This is a genomic window from Mycobacterium sp. 852002-10029_SCH5224772 (assembly GCF_001667315.1).
Classification (GTDB): Bacteria; Actinomycetota; Actinomycetes; order Mycobacteriales; family Mycobacteriaceae; genus Mycobacterium.
In genome coordinates, this window is sequence record NZ_LZHT01000084.1 from 49,734 (window position 1) to 70,127 (window position 20,394).

17 protein-coding genes are annotated in these 20,394 nt (G+C 66.9%); 10 read left to right on the forward strand and 7 right to left on the reverse strand.

Going from position 1 to position 20,394, the window contains the following annotated elements; translation table 11 throughout:
• Window positions 1-4: 4 nt before the first annotated feature.
• Window positions 5-1,099 carry an aldo/keto reductase gene (locus A5775_RS14400; RefSeq protein ID WP_067253264.1) on the reverse strand — a complete coding sequence of 365 codons (1,095 nt, stop codon included), beginning with the start codon at window positions 1,097-1,099 and terminating at the stop codon, window positions 5-7.
• A gap of 74 nt (window positions 1,100-1,173) precedes the next feature.
• On the opposite strand from A5775_RS14400, the gene A5775_RS14405 reads away from it, so the two are divergent.
• Together A5775_RS14405 and purD are read left to right on the forward strand one after the other, a co-directional pair.
• Window positions 1,174-1,581 carry a MarR family winged helix-turn-helix transcriptional regulator gene (locus A5775_RS14405; protein ID WP_067253266.1) on the forward strand — a complete coding sequence of 136 codons (408 nt, stop codon included), beginning with the start codon at window positions 1,174-1,176 and terminating at the stop codon, window positions 1,579-1,581.
• 51 nt (window positions 1,582-1,632) lie between these two features.
• On the forward strand, window positions 1,633-2,901 hold the full coding sequence (gene purD / locus A5775_RS14410) for a phosphoribosylamine--glycine ligase (protein ID WP_067253268.1): 1,269 nt from the start codon (window positions 1,633-1,635) through the stop codon (window positions 2,899-2,901).
• Between the two features lie 7 nt (window positions 2,902-2,908).
• On the opposite strand, the gene A5775_RS14415 is transcribed toward purD, so the two are convergent.
• Both A5775_RS14415 and A5775_RS14420 read right to left on the reverse strand, forming a co-directional pair.
• Window positions 2,909-4,492 (reverse strand): gamma-glutamyltransferase family protein, encoded by a 1,584-nt coding sequence (locus A5775_RS14415; RefSeq protein ID WP_067253270.1) that lies wholly within the window; start codon window positions 4,490-4,492, stop codon window positions 2,909-2,911.
• Between the two features lie 71 nt (window positions 4,493-4,563).
• The gene (locus A5775_RS14420; protein ID WP_067253272.1) at window positions 4,564-5,490 is read right to left on the reverse strand and encodes an esterase; all 927 of its coding nucleotides are present in this window, start codon (window positions 5,488-5,490) and stop codon (window positions 4,564-4,566) included.
• A gap of 73 nt (window positions 5,491-5,563) precedes the next feature.
• Here A5775_RS14420 and A5775_RS14425 point away from each other — a divergent pair, with 73 nt between their 5' ends.
• Window positions 5,564-6,181, forward strand: a complete 618-nt coding sequence (locus tag A5775_RS14425; RefSeq protein WP_067253274.1) for a TetR/AcrR family transcriptional regulator — start codon at window positions 5,564-5,566, stop codon at window positions 6,179-6,181.
• On the opposite strand, the gene A5775_RS14430 is transcribed toward A5775_RS14425, so the two are convergent.
• Window positions 6,160-6,933 carry a DUF429 domain-containing protein gene (locus tag A5775_RS14430; RefSeq protein WP_067253789.1) on the reverse strand — a complete coding sequence of 258 codons (774 nt, stop codon included), beginning with the start codon at window positions 6,931-6,933 and terminating at the stop codon, window positions 6,160-6,162. The genes A5775_RS14425 and A5775_RS14430 overlap by 22 nt on opposite strands.
• Before the next feature lie 115 nt (window positions 6,934-7,048).
• Here A5775_RS14430 and purB point away from each other — a divergent pair, with 115 nt between their 5' ends.
• From purB to A5775_RS14445, 3 genes are read left to right on the forward strand one after another with little or no spacing between them, the layout of a single operon-like run.
• On the forward strand, window positions 7,049-8,467 hold the full coding sequence (gene purB, locus A5775_RS14435; protein ID WP_067253276.1) for an adenylosuccinate lyase: 1,419 nt from the start codon (window positions 7,049-7,051) through the stop codon (window positions 8,465-8,467).
• Window positions 8,464-9,720: a cytochrome P450 gene (locus A5775_RS14440; RefSeq protein ID WP_067253277.1), complete on the forward strand. Its 1,257-nt coding sequence runs from the start codon at window positions 8,464-8,466 to the stop codon at window positions 9,718-9,720. Before purB ends, A5775_RS14440 begins: the two co-directional genes overlap by 4 nt.
• The gene (locus A5775_RS14445; RefSeq protein WP_067253279.1) at window positions 9,717-10,733 is read left to right on the forward strand and encodes a tellurite resistance/C4-dicarboxylate transporter family protein; all 1,017 of its coding nucleotides are present in this window, start codon (window positions 9,717-9,719) and stop codon (window positions 10,731-10,733) included. The genes A5775_RS14440 and A5775_RS14445 overlap by 4 nt, the downstream gene beginning before the upstream one ends.
• On the opposite strand, the gene A5775_RS14450 is transcribed toward A5775_RS14445, so the two are convergent.
• Window positions 10,698-11,318 (reverse strand): hypothetical protein, encoded by a 621-nt coding sequence (locus tag A5775_RS14450; RefSeq protein ID WP_067253281.1) that lies wholly within the window; start codon window positions 11,316-11,318, stop codon window positions 10,698-10,700. The genes A5775_RS14445 and A5775_RS14450 overlap by 36 nt on opposite strands.
• A gap of 52 nt (window positions 11,319-11,370) precedes the next feature.
• Between A5775_RS14450 and A5775_RS14455 the strand changes: the two genes are divergently transcribed.
• Entirely contained in the window at window positions 11,371-12,261 is an 891-nt protein-coding gene (locus A5775_RS14455; RefSeq protein WP_067253284.1) for a phosphoribosylaminoimidazolesuccinocarboxamide synthase, read from the forward strand.
• On the forward strand, window positions 12,258-14,420 hold the full coding sequence (locus tag A5775_RS14460) for a S9 family peptidase (RefSeq protein ID WP_067253286.1): 2,163 nt from the start codon (window positions 12,258-12,260) through the stop codon (window positions 14,418-14,420). Before A5775_RS14455 ends, A5775_RS14460 begins: the two co-directional genes overlap by 4 nt.
• Here the strand turns inward: A5775_RS14460 and A5775_RS14465 are convergent.
• Together A5775_RS14465 and A5775_RS14470 are read right to left on the reverse strand one after the other, a co-directional pair.
• Window positions 14,398-16,044 carry a DHA2 family efflux MFS transporter permease subunit gene (locus A5775_RS14465; RefSeq protein ID WP_067253288.1) on the reverse strand — a complete coding sequence of 549 codons (1,647 nt, stop codon included), beginning with the start codon at window positions 16,042-16,044 and terminating at the stop codon, window positions 14,398-14,400. The two genes, A5775_RS14460 and A5775_RS14465, sit on opposite strands and share 23 nt — an antisense overlap.
• A gap of 138 nt (window positions 16,045-16,182) precedes the next feature.
• Window positions 16,183-17,802: a DHA2 family efflux MFS transporter permease subunit gene (locus tag A5775_RS14470; RefSeq protein WP_231995185.1), complete on the reverse strand. Its 1,620-nt coding sequence runs from the start codon at window positions 17,800-17,802 to the stop codon at window positions 16,183-16,185.
• A 157-nt stretch (window positions 17,803-17,959) separates the two neighbouring features.
• Between A5775_RS14470 and A5775_RS14475 the strand changes: the two genes are divergently transcribed.
• Together A5775_RS14475 and A5775_RS14480 are read left to right on the forward strand one after the other, a co-directional pair.
• On the forward strand, window positions 17,960-18,664 hold the full coding sequence (locus A5775_RS14475; protein WP_067253292.1) for a DUF2334 domain-containing protein: 705 nt from the start codon (window positions 17,960-17,962) through the stop codon (window positions 18,662-18,664).
• Window positions 18,665-18,712: 48 nt separating this feature from the next.
• Window positions 18,713-20,380: an FAD-binding dehydrogenase gene (locus tag A5775_RS14480; protein WP_067253294.1), complete on the forward strand. Its 1,668-nt coding sequence runs from the start codon at window positions 18,713-18,715 to the stop codon at window positions 20,378-20,380.
• Window positions 20,381-20,394 lie beyond the last annotated feature (14 nt).

Genomic DNA, 20,394 nt, shown 5'->3' on the forward strand with positions numbered 1-20,394 from the left:
AATCTCAGTACGGCTGAACGCCTTCGGGCATCACGTACTCGGAGACCGGCGCCCAGGCCCCGTTGATCGACGTTCCGCCGTTGGTGATGCCCGGGGCCATTTCCAGCATGTTGTGCGGGAACCCCAACCTCGGTTGGGTCAGCGAATCGAGCCGCGTCAGCTCGTCGGCGTTCAGATTCACGTCGACGGCCCGGACGTTGTCTTCGAGCTGGGAGAGCCGGCGCGCCCCGATGATGACGGACGAGACCGCGCGCTGCGCGCGCACCCAGGCCAGCGCCACACTGGCGACGTTGGTCTCGTGTGCCTTCGCGATGGCCTCGAGTTCGTCGATGACGGCGTAGGTCTTGTCGTTGAGGAAGGCACCGACCATGGCGCCGCGGTCGGCGTTGTGCTGGCCAGCGTTGGCGCGGGTGTATTTGCCGCTGAGGACGCCGCTCTTCAACGGCGACCATGGCGTGATGCCGAGGCCGAATTCGGACGCCATGGGCACGAGTTCCTGTTCGATGGTGCGTTCCAGTAGCGAGTACTCGACCTGCAGCCCGACGAACGCCGACCACCCCCGGAAACCGGCGATGAGGTTGGCTTGGGCGATCTTCCACGCCGGGGTGTCCGAAACCCCGATGTAGCGCACCTTGCCGGCGCGAACGAGGTCTTCGAGTGCCGCCATGGTCTCCTCGATGGGGGTGTTCGCGTCCCAGATGTGCAGCCAGTACAGGTCGATGTAGTCGGTTTGCAAGCGCCGCAACGAGTTTTCGCAGGCGTTGATCAGCGATTTGCGGCCCGAACCACCGCCGTTGGGGTCCCCCGGATACAGGTTGCCGCTGAACTTCGTCGCGATCGCCAACCGATCGCGACGGGCGGGGTGGCGCCCGATGTGGTCGCCGATGATCTTCTCGGAGTGGCTTCGCGTGTAGAAGTTGGCGGTGTCGATGAAGTTACCGCCGAGTTCGACGTATCGGTCGATGATCTGTTGGGACTCTTCCACACTGGTGCCCCAGCCGAGGTCTTCGCCGAACGTCATCGCACCCAGGCACAGGGGGCTGACGCGCAGACCGGATCGCCCGAGTGTCACGTATTGATCCAGTGGCATGATGCCCACTTCCTGGTAGATTGTTCCATCATGAGGTTGTTCATAACAAAACTAGTTCATAGCTGAACGATCTGGCAAGTCGAATGTCTGCAGTCGATGCGGCCAAGATCTGGTCACTGAACTACCGGGTGCTGCTCTCGGTCATCTCGTGCGCCGAGGCCGGGATCTGCGCGCTGGGCCTCGAGTCCAAGGAGCTGTTTCTGCTCGCCGAGATCGACGAGCATCCCTACCCGGCCGAACTGGCCGCGACGTTGAGCATGCCCAAGGCGACGGTGACGCTCTACCTGAAGCGGCTCGAGGCCGCGGGGTTCGTGCGCCGCGAGATCGACCCATCCGATCTGCGCCGCCACCGGCTGCTGCTCACCCCGGACGGGCGTCAGGCCGCCAGGAAAGGCCTGACCCTGCTCTCCGGGGAGTTCGACAAGCGCCTCGGACGCCTGACCGCCGCGCAGCGCAAGGACCTCACGGGGCTGCTCGAGAAAATCCTCTGAATCCAAGGGGCTGTAACCGTGAGCCGTTTGACCCGGCTAGTCTGACGTCTCGTGCGCGTCCTGGTGATCGGTTCCGGTGCCCGTGAGCATGCGCTCCTGCTGGCGCTGCGCAAAGACCCGCAGGTCACGGGACTGGCCATCGCCCCGGGCAACGCCGGCACCGCCCGGCTGGCCGAGCAGCACGACCTCGACGTCACCTCGACCGAAGATGTCGTCGCCCTGGCGCGCGCGGTCCGCGCCGACCTGGTGGTCATCGGACCCGAGGTGCCGCTGGTCCTCGGGGTGGCCGACGCGCTGCGGTCCGCGGGGATCGTCTGCTTCGGCCCCGGCGGGGACGCCGCCCGCATCGAGGGCTCCAAGGCCTTCGCCAAGGAGGTCATGGCCGCGGCCGGCGTGCGCACCGCGACCACCGAAATCGTCGACAGCCCCGCGCTTTTAGACGCCGCCCTGGACCGCTTCGGGCCGCCGGCCGGGGATGCCGCCTGGGTGGTGAAGGACGACCGCCTGGCCGCCGGCAAGGGCGTCGTGGTGACCGCGGACCGGCCTGCGGCGCGGGCGCACGCCGCAGGGTTGCTCGAGGCCGGCCACCCGGTGCTGCTGGAGTCGTACCTGGACGGCCCGGAGGTGTCGCTGTTCTGCGTCGTCGACGGCCAGACCGTGGTGCCGCTGCTCCCGGCGCAGGATTTCAAGCGCGTCGGCGACGGCGACAGCGGACCCAACACCGGCGGCATGGGTGCCTACGCGCCGGTCCCGTGGCTTCCCGACGAGGTCTATCGCGACATCGTCAGCAACATCGTCGAACCCGTTGCGGCCGAGATGGTTGCGCGTGGCTGCCCGTTCAGCGGATTGCTGTATGTCGGGCTCGCGATCACCGCAAACGGGCCCGCGGTGGTCGAATTCAACTGTCGCTTCGGCGATCCCGAGACGCAGGCGGTGCTGGCGCTGCTGGAATCGCCGCTCGGGCAGCTCCTGCACGCGGCGGGCAGCGGCACGTTGGCGGAGTTCGGCGAGTTGCGCTGGCAGCGCGGTGCCGCGGTGACGGTGGTGCTGGCGGCGGAAAACTATCCCGGCCGTCCTCGGGTGGGCGACGTCATCGTCGGCTCCGAGGCCGACGGGGTGCTGCATGCCGGAACGTCGCGGCGCGAGGACGGCGAAATCGTCTCCTCGGGGGGGCGCGTGCTGTCGGTGGTGGGAACCGGCGCCGACCTCTCGGCCGCGCGGGCCCAAGCCTATGACATTCTTCGTTCGATTCGACTGCCGGGCAGTCACTTCCGCAGCGACATCGCCCAGTCGGCGGCCGAAGGTCAGATCCGCGTCTAGAAGGCGTCTAGAAAGCGACTGCCTGGCCGTCGCGACGCGGATCGCTGGCCGCAAAGTAGCCACCGTCGAGTCGCCAGATCGCCTGGCAGCTGCCGAATTGGTTGTAGTCGTCGACGGCAACCAGATCGTGTCCGCGCCGGCGCAACTCGTCCAGCGTCGAACCCGGGAAACCATTTTCACAGCTGACCTGCATCCCCTCCACCCACCGGAACCGGGGTCCGTCACACGCCGCCTGCGGGTTCTGCCCGTGGTCGGCGATGCGCACCATCACCTGCACATGCCCCTGCGGCTGCATCATTCCGCCCATCACCCCGAAGCTCATCACCGGGCCTCCGTCCTTGGTCACGAAGGCCGGGATGATGGTGTGGAATGGACGTTTGTTCGGTCCCACCACGTTCGGATGGCCTCGGGCCGCAACGAAATTCGCACCACGGTTTTGCAGCGCGATTCCGGTGCCCGGCACCACCACGCCGGAACCGAATCCCATGTAGTTCGACTGGATCATCGAGACCATCACGCCGGCGGCGTCGGCCGCGGCCAGATAGACGGTTCCGCCCGTCGGGGCGCCCGCGGATGCCGGCTTCGCCCGCGCGCGGTCGATCAGTTCGGCACGCTGTTTCAGGTAGTCCTTGCCCAACAGCAGTTTCGGGCGCAGCGGCATGTGCTCGATGTCGGCGACATAAGCCTGGGCGTCGGCGAACGCCAGCTTCACCGCTTCGATCTGCAGGTGCACGCTGTCGGCGGAATCGGCCGGCAGCGAAGCCATGTCGAAGTGCTCCAGAATGCCCAGAGCTATCAGCGCGACGATCCCCTGACCGTTGGGCGGAATCTCGTGCACGGTGTAGCCGCGGTAGCTGCCGTCGACCGTGCCCACCCAGTCGGCGCGGTGAGCCGCGAGGTCACTGACCCGCATGACCCCGCCGTTGGCCGCCGCGTGAGCCTCGAGTTTGGCGGCGAGTTCCCCGCGATAGAACGCTTCGCCGTTGGTGGCGGCGATTGTCTCGAGCGTGGCCGCGTGATCGGGCAGGCTGAACCGCTCGCCCGGTTTCGGCGCCCGCCCGCCGGGCAGAAACGCTTCGGCGAAGCCCGGCTGGTTCGCGAACAGCGGCACCTGGGCCGCCCACTGCTGCGCGACCGTCGCCGAAACCAGAAAGCCGTTGCGGCCGTAGGAGATCGCGGGTTCGAAGAGCCGCTCGAAGGGCAGCTTGCCGAACTTGGCATGCAGTTCGGTCCACCCCGACACCGCACCCGGCACCGTCACCGAATTCCACCCGAGGAGCGGAACATCTTCTCCGTCAAAGTATTTCGGAGTCCACCCCGCCGGCGAGCGGCCCGATGCGTTGAGCCCGTGCAATTGCGTGCCATCCCACACGATGGCAAAGGCGTCCGAGCCGATGCCGTTGGAAACCGGCTCCACGATCGTCAGCGTGATGGCCGTGGCGATGGCCGCGTCCACCGCGCTGCCACCCTGGGCGAGCATCCGCAGACCCGCCTGGGCGGCGAGCGGTTGCGACGTGCACACAACGTTTTCCGCGAGCACCGGCTTGCGCGGCCAGGCGTACGGGAGGTCCCAACCGAAATCTGCGGTCACGTCCGCGAGCGTAACGCCGCTGCGATTTTCGGCGCGATTTTTCGCCGTGGCGTTACGCTCGCGGCCGAAGATCAGGCCGTCAGGAGCGGCGCCATCCAGGTGAGCTCGGCCGGCAACTGGGAGCTCCAGAACTCGGGATTGTGCCCGCCGGGGGAGAAACCGCCCGCCGGCGGATGAGGCAGCTGCGCAACGAACTGCTTTGTCGCTGCGTAAAACGGGTCGCTGTCGCCGCAATCCACCCGGATGGGGATCGACGCCAGCGCGGGCATCCCGAAGACCGAGTTCGCCGCGAAGTCGTCCGGCCCGTCGAACGCCCCGGGTGCGGCCGCGCCGGAGGACAGCCAGAGCGCCGGGCTCACCGCACAGATCGCCGCGGTGCGCCCAGCCCCCAGCCGGCCGCCGAGCAGCAGCGCGCCGTAACCACCCATCGACCAGCCCAAGAACGCCACTCGTGAGGTGTCCAAATTCTGGTTGCCCAACATCGGGATGAGCTCGTCGAGCACCATCGCCCCGCTGTCCTCGCCGGAAGCCCGCTTGTGCCAATAGCTGCCACCCCCGTCGACGGCGACCACCGCGAACGGCGGGAGCCCCGCGTTGACGGCCTGCGCCAGCCCCTGCTCGACGCCGCCGGCCATCACGGTGGAGGCGTCGCTGCCCTTGCCGTGCAGCGCGATCACCGGTCGCAGTGGCTGGGTCTGGCCGGGCGGACGCGCGATCGCCCAGTTGGTGGTCACGCCGCCGCGCGCGGCCGACACGAACGAACCGGTGACCATGGTGGGCGCGGCCGCCGGCGGGGGAGCCGGATCACGGGGGGCGCTCGGCGCCGGCGGCGGGGGCTCCAGCGGCATCTGGGTGCCGGCCTGGGGCACCGGCGCGGCGTGAGATGTCCGAGGCTGTAACAGAATGTCGAGCCCGTAGGCACCGACGGCGCCGAGGGCCGCGCCGGCGCCGAGACCGAGCACGGCGCGGCGGCTCAAGTCGGGCATGCGGGCCATCATGCCATGTTGGTTCGGCGGGGCGTTTGGCCGAAATGGCAATGCAGTACCACTTTGGCTGGCACGATGGCTTCTCGTGACTGCAGCGGTTACTCCGAAAGGAGAACGTCGACGGTATGCGCTCGTCAGCGCCGCCGCCGAGCTGCTTGCCGAGGGCGGGTTCGAAGCGGTGCGCCACCGGGCGGTCGCCGGGCGGGCCGGATTGCCGTTGGCGTCCACCACCTATTACTTCTCCTCCCTCGACGATCTGATCGCGCGCGCGGTCGAACACATCGCGATGATCGAGGTGGCGCAGCTTCGCTCACGGGTCACCGCGCTGTCCCGGCGGCGTCGCGGGCCGGAGACCATCGCCGAGGTGTTGGCGGACCTGCTCGTCGGGGACGTGTCCGGCCCGGGGCTCACCGAGCAGCTGATCTCGCGCTACGAGCGACACATCGCATGCACTCGGCTGCCCGCGTTGCAGGAGACCATGCGACGCAGCCTGCGCCAGCGCGCCGAGGCCGTCGCGGAGGCCATCGAGCGCTCGGGCCGCTCGGTGCACATCGAGCTGGTGTGCACGCTGATCTGCGCGGTCGACGGTTCGGTGGTCTCGGCCCTGGTGGAGGGCCGCGATCCGCGCGCGGCGGCGCAGCGGGCGGTGGTCGATCTCATCGAGGTGCTCGCCCCTATCGATCAGCGCCCCGTGCAGATCTGAGGCCGCGACGGGCGGTCCGGGTCGGCCGGCAGCGACGGCGTCACGATGCACCCGGTGTTCAGGTCGCCGTAGATCGTCACGTGGTCCGGGCATCGCTGCGCATATAGCGCCACATAGGCACAGACGACGGCATCCACCGGATCCTCGGCGCGGCGCAGCTCGCTTTTGCGTCGCGCGGCCGTCACCGTCGCGCGAAGCGCGAGCCAGCCCTCGTGTGCGGCGACTCGCAGCGGTATCGGGGCCTGCGCCAGCCGTTCGAGCCCGTCCATCAGCAGCAACAGCTCGGATTTGAGCCGGTCGACGTCACGTCCCGGTTTTGCCTTGTATTTCAGGGTCCGCTCCAACCGGAACAGGGCGACGGTCGCCGCATGCGGGTAGACCTCGATGGCGCGACGGCTGGCCGGTGACCGCGGATCCAGGTCGAGTTCCAGCGCCGCGGCCAGGCGGCCCCCGCGGGGGCCGTTGGTGAATTCGGGTCTTCCGGTGTTGCAGGGGTGGGCGCCGGCCTCGAACCTGCGGAAGTCGCGGTTGAGCGCGGTTTCGGCCGGACGCTGGCCCGTCGGGTTGTTCACCACCAGCGGCGCGTCGAACGCGACCAGGCAATCGTTCCGCACGTAGGGCTGCAACGCGGCCAGGATTTCGTCGTCGTCGCGGACCGCACCGACGCTCACCAGATCGCCGTCGGGGTCGACGACGGCGACGCCGGTCGGGTTACGGCCCGCCCAGGCGAGGTCGACACCGGCGAAGTACACGGGCCACATTGTGCCGCGACGGTGCAACGAGCGCCCTCACCACTCGCGGGATGCGTTACCAGTCGCACTCTCGCGGTGCTGGACGAACCGTAAGCTGTGTGTTCGTGAGGACCAAGTGAGCATTCCGAACGTGCTGGCCGCCCGGTACGCCAGTGCCGAGATGGTCGCGATCTGGTCGCCGGAGGCCAAGATCGTCGCGGAGCGGCGACTGTGGCTCGCGGTGCTGCGCGCACAAGGGGAGCTGGGCGTTGCGGCGCCCCCCGAAGCGATCGCCGACTACGAGCGGGTGCTCGAGGACGTCGACCTGGGGTCGATCGCGCATCGCGAACGCGTCCTGCGCCACGACGTCAAGGCCCGCATCGAGGAATTCAATGCGCTCGCCGGTCACGAGCATGTGCACAAGGGCATGACGAGTCGCGATCTGACCGAGAACGTGGAGCAGCTGCAGATCCGGCGTTCGCTGGAGCTGGTCTTCGCGCACGGGGTGGCGGTCGCGGCGCGGCTCGCCGAGCGGGCAGTGGCCTACCGCGACCTGGTGATGGCCGGACGCAGCCACAATGTCGCCGCCCAGGCCACAACGCTGGGCAAACGGTTCGCCTCGGCGGCCCAGGAGACGCTGATCGCGTTGACCAGGTTGCGCGAGTTGATCGATCGTTATCCGTTGCGCGGCATCAAAGGACCGATGGGCACGTCGCAGGACATGCTCGACCTGCTGGACGGCGACGCGGCCAAGCTCGCCGAACTCGAGCGGCGTATCGCCCAATTCTTGGGTTTCGCAACAGTTTTGACCAGCGTCGGGCAGGTGTATCCGAGATCGCTGGACCACGACGTCATTTCGGCGCTGGTGCAGCTGGGCGCCGGGCCGTCCTCGATGGCGCACACCATCCGATTGATGGCCGGGCACGAGCTGGTCACCGAGGGCTTCGCGCCGGGCCAGGTGGGCTCGTCGGCGATGCCGCACAAGATGAACACCCGCAGCTGCGAACGGGTCAACGGCCTGCAGGTGGTGCTGCGCGGCTACGCCTCGATGGCCGCCGAACTGGCGGGCGCGCAGTGGAACGAGGGCGACGTGTTCTGCTCGGTGGTGCGCCGAGTGGCGTTGCCGGACAGCTTCTTTGCCATCGACGGGCAGATCGAGACGTTTTTGACGGTGCTGGACGAATTCGGCGCCTATCCGGCCGTGATCGGTCGTGAGCTGGATCGCTACCTGCCGTTCCTGGCCACGACCAAGGTGTTGATCGCCGCGGTGCGCGCCGGCATGGGCCGCGAGGCCGCGCATCACGTGATCCGCGAACATGCGGTGGCGACGGCGCTGGCCATGCGGGAACGCGGCGCCGAGCCCGATCTGCTGGATCGGCTGGCCGCCGACGAGCGACTGCCGCTGGACCGGGCGGCCCTGGACGCAGCGCTGGCGGACAAGACCGCGTTCATCGGCGCCGCCGGTGACCAGGTGGACGAGGTGGCGGCGCGGGTGGACGCGCTGGTGAGTCGCTATCCGGACGCCGCCAAGTACGCCCCGGGTGCGATCCTGTGACTCTGGCCGGCGCGCTCTCCGGGATCGATTTCACCGACCTGGACAACTTCGCCAACGGATTTCCGCACGACCTGTTCGCCATCCATCGGCGGGAGGCGCCGGTGTATTGGCACCCACCCACCGACAACACACCGGACGGCGAGGGCTTCTGGTCGGTCGCCAGCTACGCGGAAACGCTGGAGGTGCTCAAGGATCCGGTGACGTACTCGTCGGTCACCGGTGGCGAACGGCCTTACGGCGGAACCCTGTTGCAGGACCTGGCGATCGCCGGTCAGGTGCTCAACATGATGGACGACCCGCGGCACTCGCAGATCCGGCGGCTGGTCAGCTCGGGGTTGACGCCGCGGATGATCTCCTCTGTCGAAGACGATCTGCGGACCAGGGCGCGCCGGCTGCTGGACGCGGTGGTGCCGGGTGAGCCATTCGACTTCCTGGTCGACATCGCCGCCGAGCTGCCGATGCAGATGATCTGCATCCTGCTGGGAGTGCCTGAATCCGAACGGCATTGGTTGTTCGAGGCCATCGAGCCGCAGTTCGATTTCGGCGGATCGCGCAAGGCGTCCCTGTCGCAGCTCTCCGTGGAAGAAGCCGGGTCGCGAATGTATGACTACGGTCAACAGTTGATCGCATCCAAGCGTGACAACCCGACCGACGACATGCTGTCGGTCGTGGCGAACGCCATGCTCGACGACTCGGACGGACCCGACGCGTCGGCCCTTTCCGACCTCGAGCTGTACCTGTTCTTCAGCCTGCTGTTCAGCGCCGGGGCGGAAACCACCCGCAACGCGGTCGCGGGTGGGCTGCTGGCGCTGGCCGAGCACCCGTCGCAATTGCGTTCTCTGCGTGGTGATCTCGGTGCGCTACCCACCGCCGTGGAGGAGATGGTGCGGTGGACCTCACCCTCGCCCTCGAAGCGGCGCACCGCCACCCGCGACGTCACGCTGGGCGGCCGGCCGATCGAGGCCGGACAGAAGGTACAGATCTGGGAGGGCTCGGCGAATCGCGACGCCAGCGTGTTCGACAACGCCGACGAATTCGACGTCACCCGGAAACCCAATCCGCATCTGGGATTCGGCCAGGGCGTGCATTATTGCCTGGGTGCCAACCTGGCCCGGCTGGAGCTGCGGGTGCTGTTCGAGGAGTTGCTCGCCCGGTTCGGCGCGGTGCGGGTGGTCCGGCCGGTCGAATGGGCGCGCAGCAATCGGCATTCCGGCATCCGGCACCTTGTCGTGAAACTACTCGAAGCACAGTGAGGATCCGGTTCGCCGATATCGAGCCCTCACCGGATGTGTTCGCCGCGGTGATGGCCACCGGAATCCTGTCGATCGGTGCGAAAAATCACGGATACCGGTTGATCAGCGACACGGTGGGCGTCATCGCCACCCTCGGCCTGGTGCTCCTGGTTGCCCTGGTCATCGCGAAAGCCGCCGGCCATAAGTTGCGCTGGGATCTCACCGATCCCGACGTCACGCTGCGGATGATCACCTTCGTCGCCGCCTGCGCGGTGATCGACACTCGCCTGTCGTCCAATGTGTGGGTGGCGCGGGTACTCGGCGCCGTCGGACTGGTGTCCTGGCTGGTACTGATCCTGCTCAGTGCGCGAAACATGTTGGCGCACAGCTGGCCTTCGCTGCGGGACCGCGCCCACGGCGCCTGGCAGCTGGGCAGCGTCGGGACATCGGGTTTGGCGATCGTGATCGCCCGGGCGGCCCATCACACCGGTCATCACTGGTGGCTCGCGGTGGCCGTGGCGGCATGGGTGGCGGCGCTGTGCATCTACGGCCTGATGACCTGGCTGACCATGTGGCGCGTGGTCAACGAGCGACAGGACCGCGACGGCTTCGAACCGGATACCTGGATCCTGATGGGTGGCATGGCGATTGCGACGCTGGCCGGCGACAACATCCACGCCGTGGCTCCCGCCTGGCTGGCCGGCCCGGTGCGCGCGGTCACCGTCGTGACCTGGGTGACGGCCACCCTGTGGATACCCCCGCTGATCTATTTCGCGCTGCACCGCATCCGCCGGCATCCGAACACGCTGCAATTTGCCGGCGTGTGGTGGGCGTTCGTGTTCCCACTGGGCATGTATTCCGCGGCCAGTTTCGCCATGGCAATCGAGCTCGGTGAGCGGTGGCTATTCACCGTCTCGCTGGTGTTCTTCTGGGATGCGTTGGCCGCGTGGCTCATTGTGGTCTTTGCGGGGCTGCTGCTCGTATCGCGTGCGCTGCTGCTAAGCCCCGCGAATCGCGATACCCGCCGCGCGTAGTTCGAGCGCCACCAGGCCCGCGATGGTGACCGGGTCCTCGCGACGCCACCCACCGACGGGGTCCGCGCTGACAGCGATCAACTTGCGGGGCGGGCGGTTGGTCAACGCGCGTAGCGCAAGCAATTGCGCACCGGCCGGGGTTGCGGCCAACGCGGTCACCGCCAATTTGCGGCGAAAGAATCGAAGCCGCAGAAACAACCACGGAAACACCACGACGAGGATCGGCAGCGCCACCACCGCCATTGCCAGCAGCACCGCCAGCCAGCTCGCCGCGGTGTCCAGATCGTGGCCCGCGCCCGCGATGTCCAGCGCGGCCTGGCTGGCGGAGTTGAGCGGCTTGCTGACCGTGTCGCCCACCACCGGGATGTGCTGGGCGCCGTGGCCGGCGGACGCGAGGTTGCCGGCGATGCCGTCCGCGCCGCTCTCGACCTGGCGGCCGGCGTCGGCGATAGTCGCGATCGCGTCGTAAACCGCCAGGCCGACGAGAAGCCAGAGCACTGTCCACACGGCGACGGCGAAGTCGCTGAACAGCTGGGCCGCCAGCCGGCCGGGCCTGGTGGAGTAGGGCAGAAACCGCGGTGTCATAGCCCCGATCCCAGCACAAGCCGCGTTTCGGCGTGCCCGATAGGCTGACCGGATGCCTGCACTGTCCGACTACCAGCATCTGGCCAGCGGCAAGGTCCGTGAGCTGTATCGCGTCGACGACGAACACCTCCTCCTGGTGGCCACCGACCGCATTTCGGCGTACGACTTCGTTCTGGACAGCACCATCGGAGACAAGGGCCGCATCCTGACCGCGATGAGCGTGTTTTTCTTCGGGCTCGTGGATGCCCCCAACCATCTGGCCGGACCGCCGGACGACCCGCGTATCCCCCACGAGGTCCTGGGCCGGGCGCTGGTGGTGCGGCAGCTGGAGATGCTGCCGGTCGAATGCGTGGCGCGCGGTTACCTGACCGGTTCGGGGCTCCTGGATTACCAGGCGACCGGCAAGGTCTGCGGCATCACCTTGCCCCCGGGACTGGTCGAAGCCAGCAGGTTCGCCGAACCGCTGTTCACCCCCGCGACCAAGGCCGCGCTGGGGGACCATGACGAAAACGTCTCGTTCGCCCGGGTGATCGAGATGGTGGGCGGGGTGCGGGCCAACCAGCTGCGTGACCGCACGCTGGAGATCTATGTCCAGGCCGCCGACCATGCGCTACGGAAGGGAATCATCATCGCGGACACCAAGTTCGAATTCGGCACCGATCGCGACGGCAACCTGCTGCTGGCCGACGAAGTCTTCACCCCGGATTCGTCACGCTACTGGCCGGCCGACGAGTACCAGGTCGGCGTGGTCCAGAACAGCTTCGACAAACAGTTCGTCCGCAACTGGCTCACCAGCCCCGCGTCCGGCTGGGACCGCCATGGCACGCAGCCCCCACCTCCCCTCCCAGACAACATCATCGAGGCGACTCGCGGCCGCTATATCGAGGCCTACGAACGCATTTCCGGCCTGCGCTTCGATGACTGGATCGGCCCCGCCGCATGACCGCATCGCATCTCGCCGGGTCCCTACCGCCCGTCGCCAAGCGGGTGGACAGCCGGCGCGAGCACCACGGGGACATCTTCATCGACCCCTACGAGTGGCTGCGCGAAAAGGACAACCCCGACGTCATCGCCTATCTCGAGGCGGAAAACAGCTACGTCGATCAGATGACCGCCCACCTCGAGCCGTTGCGGCAACAGATTTTTGACGAGATCAAGGCGCGCACCAAGGAAACCGACCTGTCGGTACCTACCCGGCAGGGCCACTGGTGGTACTACGCACGCACCTACGAAGGCAAGCAGTACCGTGTCCAGTGCCGTTGTCCGGTCAGCGATCCCGATGACTGGGACCCGCCGACCCTGGACGAGAACACCGACATTGCGGGCGAGCAAATCTTGCTCGATTCGAACATCGAGGCCGAGGGACACGAATTCTTTTCCCTGGGCGCCGCGACCGTCAGCCTCGATGGAAACCTGCTGGCGTATTCGGTCGACACCCTCGGTGACGAACGGTACACATTGCGGTTCAAGGACTTACGCACCGGTGAGCTGTATCCGGACGAGATCGCCGACATCGGGGCGGGTGCGACCTGGGCCGCCGACAACCGCACGGTGTACTACCTCACCCTGGACCCCGCCCACCGCCCCGACAAGGTGTGGCGGTATCGGGTGGGTTCCGGGGATGCATCGGAGCTCGTCTATCACGAAGCCGACGAGAAGTTTTGGCTCGGCGTGGGACTCACCCGAAGTGAGACCTATGTCTTCATCGCCTCGGGTTCCTCGATCACCTCCGAATTCCGCTACGGCGACGCCGCTGATCCGCAGGCGCAGTTCGCCGTGGTGCTGCCCCGCCGTGTCGGCGTGGAATACGCGGTGGAACACGCGGTCGTCGGCGGGCAGGACCGGTTCTTGATCCTGCACAACGACGGCGCGGTCAACTTCACGCTGACCGAGGCGCCGGTCAGCGACTCCACACAGCAGCGCACGCTGATCCCGCACCGTGATGATGTCCGCCTCGACGGGGTGGACGCCTTCGCCGGCCACCTCGTGGTCGGCTATCGCCGTGGGGCACTGCCGCGGCTTGGGCTGTGGCGGATCAACTCGGACGGCACATATGCGGAGCCCGAAGAGGTTTCGTTCGATTCCGAACTGATGTCGGCCGGCCCGGCCGGCAACCCGAATTGGGATGCGCCCAAGCTGCGCATCCGGGCCGGGTCGCTCGTCATTCCCGCAAGGGTCTACGACGTCGACTTCGTCACCGGCGAACGCACCCTGCTGCGCGAGCAACCTGTCCTGGGGGATTATCGCCCGGAAGACTACATCGAACGGCGCGACTGGGCGGTCGCCGACGACGGCACCCGGATTCCGGTGTCGATCGTGCATCGCGCAGGCATCGAATTGCCAGCGCCTGCACTGGTTTACGGCTACGGCGCCTACGAGATCTGCACCGATCCGAGCTTTTCCATCGCCCGGCTGTCGCTCTTGGACCGTGGGATGGTGTTCGCGATCGCCCACGTCCGCGGCGGTGGCGAAATGGGCCGACTGTGGTACGAGCACGGCAAGCTCTTGCAGAAGAAGAACACCTTTACCGACTTCGTCTCGGTGGCACGGCATTTGGTGGATTCCGGCATCACCAGTCCCCGCCAGTTGGTGGCGCTGGGGGGCAGTGCCGGTGGTTTGTTGATGGGGGCGGTCGCCAACCTGGCGCCGGAACTCTTTGCCGGCATCCTCGCGCAGGTGCCATTCGTCGACCCGCTGACCACCATCTTGGACCCCTCCTTGCCGCTGACCGTCACTGAGTGGGACGAATGGGGAAACCCGTTGGCGGACAAGGATGTTTACTCCTACATGAAGTCCTATTCGCCGTATGAGAACGTCGAGGCCAAGCGGTATCCGGCAATTCTGGCCATGACGTCGCTCAACGACACGCGGGTCTACTACGTGGAGCCCGCCAAATGGGTTGCCGCGCTGCGGCACGTCGACGCGAACGGCAGCCCGATCCTGTTGAAGACCCAAATGAACGCCGGGCATGGTGGCGTCAGCGGTCGCTACAAGGGGTGGGAGGAAGCCGCCTTCCAGTATGCGTGGCTGTTAGCGACCGCCGATGGCGATCGCTATGGCGGCGGCCAGGAAGACACTGTCAAGGATGAGCCGCGACCGTAGCCGGGTCGTCATCGCGCAATTCGTCGAGGGGCGGGGTCGCTAGCTTTCGGGGCAAAAACGATGCCGGGATGATGGTGAACGCCACCAACACGGCCGCCACTACGAACACCGTCGTATAGGCGTGCGCCAGGTGGTGCGACACGTGGCTGGCCAGGTCGTGCGTCATCGTCTGTCGCGGAAGGGCCGAGGGGTCAAGGCCCTGCTTCCCCGCGCCCGGGCGCACCCCGGCCATCTCGTTCGCCGCCATCAGGGCCTCGTTGCGGTTGAACTGATTGGTCAGGATCACCGCCATGAGGGCGGCCCCGATCGACCCGCCCACCTGCTGATTCACGGTGATCAAAGTCGTCCCGCGGGCCACCTGACGCGGTGTCAGCGACTGCATGAGCGCTGCGGAGAGCGGTGTGGTGGTCAAGCCGGCACCCAGGCCGACGATCGCGAGCCCGGACACCAAGACCGGCGAGTACTCGGCCCGCGTGGCGACGCCGTATGTGAACACGCCCAGACCCGCCGCCATCAGGGGCAGGCCGATCAGCACGATGTTGCCGGGACCGTGCTTGTCCATGAAGGCCCCGCCGATCGGCATGGTCAGCACGGCACCGATCCCGATCGGCAGCATGTGCAGCCCGGACTGCATCGGCGTCTCGTGGCTGACGATCTGAAAGTAACTCGGGACCAGCAGGCCCATGCCGACCGAGGCGGCCCCGAACACCAGCATCGTCACATTGACCTGGGTGACCACGGGATTGCGGAACAGCCGCAGGTCGATGAGGGGATGATCGGTGCGATGCCAGGCATGCACGATGAACGCGGCGATCAATGCCAGGCCGAGCAGCGCCGGCCCCAACACGTAGGGGTCGGCCATCGTGTGCCGACCCGGAATGGAGCACACCCCGCACAGGAAGATCGCCACGCCGGGCGACAACAACAGCGCGCCGGTGATGTCGAGCGCCTCCGACGGGGCCGGGCGATCTTTCGCGAACATGACCGCCGCCAGCGCGAACGCGGTCAGTCCGATCGGCACGTTGATCAGGAAGATCCACTCCCAGCCGTAGGCGCCGATCAGCCAACCCCCGAGGATGGGCCCGCCGATGGGGCCGAGAAGTATCGGGATCCCCCCCACCGCCATCAGGCGGCCGACCCGCTTGGGTCCCGCCTCACGCGTCAAGATGACGAAGCTGAGCGGCAACAACATGCCGCCGCCGACCCCTTGGACCACCCGAAACAAAATGAGCAGCAATATGTTCGGCGCCACCGCGCACAGCAGCGATCCCAGCGTGAAAATGAGGACCGACCCCATGAACAGACGCTTGGTGCCGAACCGGTCCGCCGCCCATCCAGTGACCGGGATCACCGTCGCGAACGCGAGCATGTAGCCGGCGATGGTCCACGAGACGACGGCCTGAGTCGAGCCGAACTGATCGATGAAGGTGCGTTGCGCGACGGCGACGACGGTGCTGTCCAGCACGGCCATGATGCAGGCCAGGCCGCATACCCCGGCGATCCGGAACAGCGCGGCATCCAGCTTGTCCGGATACTCATCCGGGCGCCGCGTTGGTCCCGGCATAGTAGGCAAAGGGACAGTGAAAGATCTGGAACGGGTGTTCTCCATGGCGTCGCTGAGCATATCTATACGGCTAGCCCCGCTGAGGCGTTTTTACTCGTATCGCCCCTATTCCCACCGATGTAATTCGTGCTGCGCAAGCAGCTCGAGCGCAGCTAAAGCGATAAATCGGCGCGTCGCCGCCTAACTGCAATAATTGTGTTATTCGCCGGCAGTTTCGCTGGCCGGCTTTTTCGGCAGAAAAGACGCCGGAATGACCGTGCAAACCACCAGCACAACGGCAATCACAAATACCGCGGTGTACGCGTGGGAAAGATCGTGCACTACATTTACCCAAAAGTCCGGTACAAGAGCCTGTCGCGGTATCGCGGATTGGTCGACCGGCATCCCATCGATGGCCGCTCTCTGATGCAGGGCAGCAACCTTATTTGCTGCGACGATATTTTCGCTCCTGTTGAACTGATTCGTCAGGATCATCGACATCAGCGCAGTTCCCATCGAGCCACCCACCTGGTGGCTGACGCTCATCAAGGTCGTTCCCCGGGCGATTTGATGCGGAGCCAGCGCCTGCACCGACGCGACGGACAACGGCATCATGGTGCAGCCCATGCCCAGCCCCGTGACCGCCAGCGCCACCAGCAGCACCGGCCGATAGTGGGCCTGCGTGGCCACCCCGAACGCGAAAGCGCCCAGGCCGGCCGTGATCAACGCGATGCCGACCAGCACGATCTTGCCCGGCCCCTGCCGGTCCACCAGCGGCCCGGTCAACCGCATGGTCAGCATGGCGCCGAGCCCCTGGGGGATCAAGTGCACGCCCGCCTGCATCGGCGTTTGGTGCAGCACCTGCTGGAAGTAGCTGGGGAGCAGCAGGCCGGCGCCGAAAAAGGCGGCCGCGAAAACCAGCATTGTCACATTCGCGTGGGTCAGCACCGGATTGCGGAACAGCCGCAGATCTATCAGCGGATGATCGGCGCGACGCCAGGCGTGCGCGACGAACCCCGCGATCAATGCCAGCCCGATCGTCGCCGGGATCACCACATGGCGGTCGGCCACGGTGCCGCGGCCCGGGATGGACGACACCGCGAACAGAAACGTCGCCAGGCCGGGGGAGAGCAGCAGCACGCCGACGGCGTCGAAGGTTTCCGAGCGGGCCGGGTGATCGCGGGGGAACACGATCGCGGCGAGGAGAATGGTAAGCACTCCGATCGGCACATTGATCAGGAAGATCCACCGCCAGCTCGACGTGTCGATCAGCCAACCGCCCAGGATCGGCCCGCCGATCGGGGCCAGCAGCATGGGGATGCTCAGGATCGACATCAGGCGCCCCAGCCGCCCGGGGCCGGCCTCACGGGTCAAGATCATGAATCCCAGCGGCAGCAGCATGCCCCCGCCGGCACCCTGTACCACCCGAAAGATGATGAGCTGCACGATGTTTGCGGCAATCGCGCAGAGTAGTGAGCCGAGCATGAAGGCCAACACGGAGCCCATGAAGAGCCGCTTGGTGCCGAATCGGTCGGCGGCCCACCCGGTTATCGGAATCACGGTCGCCAAGGCAAGCGTGTAGCCCGTCATCGTCCAGGCCACGACCGCCTGAGAGGACGCGAACTGGTCGATGAAGGTGCGCTGCGCGACGCTGACCACCGTGACATCCAGGATCGCCATCACCGTGGCCAAGATGCACACACTGGAGATCCGCAACAGCGCGGCGTCCAACTTGTCGGGGTACACCCGTTCGTCGACGCCCGGCTGCCCGGCGGGGGCATGGGGCAGCGGCACTTTGGCCGCTGCGTAGGAGGCCTCGTCCATGGCGTTGCTTAGCATATCGAACAGATCGTTTCCGCCGCCGCTGGCGGCTGTTTGCTGGACACCGGGGGTATGTCGGCCCCGACGTGGGTTATCGCGCCGGGGTGAGCGCATATACGCCTGCTGTCTGCGTGTCCTTCACCGTTCCGACACTTGAGGTCGTCAAACTGCAGGTGTGTCTGGAAAATTGATCGTCTCGGTCTCGGGGATTGGCGAACGCACCCTGCCCGACGTGGAGGCGTTCTGCGCGCAAATGGATGCCCGCCAGGTGCCGGTGTCGCTACTCGTCGCGCCCCGGCTGTCCGGGGACTATCGGCTCGACCGCGACCCGAAAACCGTTGACTGGCTAGCAGCCCGCCGCGGCGGCGGCGACGCGATCGTGCTACACGGCTACGACGAGGCCATCACCAGGAAGCGTCGCGGTGAGTTCGCGATTCTGCGGGCGCACGAGGCCAATCTGCGATTGATGGCCGCCGACCGGGTTCTCGAGCACCTCGGGCTGCGCACCCGGCTGTTCGCCGCGCCCGGCTGCGCGGTATCGCCAGGTGTCGTCAAAGCATTGCCGGGCAACGGATTCCGCATGCTGGCCGACATGCATGGGATCACTGACCTGGTGCGGCACACCACCGTGCGCGCACGAGTTCTCGGCATTGGAGAAGGCGTTCTCGCCGAGCCGTGGTGGTGTCGCACGGTGGTGTTGTCCGCCGAACGCATCGCGCGCCGCGGCGGCGTGGTGCGGGTGGCGGTCGCCGCTCGTCACTTGCGCAAACCCGGGCCGCTGCAGGCGATGCTGGACGCGGTCGACCTGGCTTTGATGCACGCCTGCACACCGACGGTGTATCACTGGCGCCACGACAAGGCCGTGCTCGGCGCCGCCTGAGGAAATCGACTGCCTGACCTGCTGTCCGAAGCACTACCCTGGACCGACATGAGCGATTCTTCGGCTGCGGGGTTCGGCGCGGATGTCATCGTCGTCGGGGCCGGACTGTCGGGCCTGGTCGCTGCCTGCGAGCTGGTGGATCGCGGCTTGCGGGTGCTGATCCTCGACCAGGAGAACAGCGCCAACCTGGGTGGGCAGGCGTTCTGGTCCTTCGGCGGTCTGTTCTTCGTCGACAGCCCCGAGCAGCGCCGGCTGGGAATCCGCGACAGCCATGAGCTCGCGCTGCAGGACTGGCTCGGTACGGCGGCTTTCGACCGGCCCGAGGACTACTGGCCGCGCCAATGGGCCCATGCCTACGTCGATTTCGCCGCGGGGGAGAAACGCAGCTGGCTGCGTTCCCGAGGGCTCAAGCTTTTCCCGTTGGTGGGCTGGGCCGAGCGCGGCGGGTATGACGCACAGGGACACGGCAACTCGGTTCCCCGCTTCCACATCACCTGGGGCACCGGGCCCGCGCTGGTCGAGATCTTCGCCCGTCGATTGCGGGACCGATCCACGGTGCGCTTCGCGCACCGCCACCAGGTCGACGAGCTGATCGTCGAGGGTGACGCGGTGACGGGCCTCCGGGGCACCGTGCTGGAACCTTCGGTCGCGCCGCGAGGAGTCGCATCGTCACGAAAAGCTATCGGAGAGTTCGAGTTCCGTGCTGCAGCTGTGATCGTGACGAGTGGCGGCATCGGCGGCAACCACGAGCTGGTGCGCAAGAATTGGCCGAAGCGAATGGGCCGCGTTCCCGAACAACTGCTCAGCGGGGTACCAGCCCACGTCGACGGCAGGATGATCGGCATTACGCAGCAGGCCGGTGCGCGGGTGATCAATCCGGACCGGATGTGGCACTACACCGAGGGCATCACCGATTACGACCCGATCTGGCCGCTGCACGGGATCCGCATCATCCCGGGTCCGTCGTCGCTGTGGCTGGATGCGAACGGCAAACGGTTGCCGGTCCCGCTCTATCCCGGCTTCGACACCCTCGGCACACTCGAGTACATCACCAAATCCGGGTTCGACTACACCTGGTTTGTCTTGAACGCCAAGATCATTGAGAAGGAGTTCGCGCTTTCTGGGCAGGAGCAGAATCCCGATCTGACCGGGCAGAGCGTGCGCGAGCTCCTGCGCAACCGGGTGCGCTCCGGGCCGCCGGGACCGGTGCAGGCGTTCGTCGATCGGGGCGTGGACTTCGTCAGCGCGAATTCGTTGCGCGACTTGGTGACCGCGATGAACAAGCTGCCCGACGTGCAGCCGCTGGACTATGCCACGGTGGAAGCGGAGGTCACGGCCCGCGACCGCGAGGTGGCCAACAGGTTCACCAAGGACGGCCAGATCACGGCCATCCGCGCCGCCCGCGGTTACCTGGGCGACCGGCTGGGCCGAGTCGTGGCGCCGCACCGGTTGACCGATCCGAAGGCGGGCCCGCTGATCGCGGTCAAGCTGCACATCTTGACGAGAAAGACGTTGGGCGGCATCGAAACCGACCTTGCCGCACGGGTGCTGACAGCCGACGGCACGCCGCTCACCGGGCTGTACGCCGCCGGCGAGGCAGCCGGGTTCGGTGGGGGCGGTGTGCATGGCTACCGCGCGTTGGAAGGCACCTTCCTGGGTGGCTGCATCTTTTCGGGCCGCGCCGCCGGCCGTGGCGCCGCCGACGACATCACGTGAGTGGGGTGAGCAGA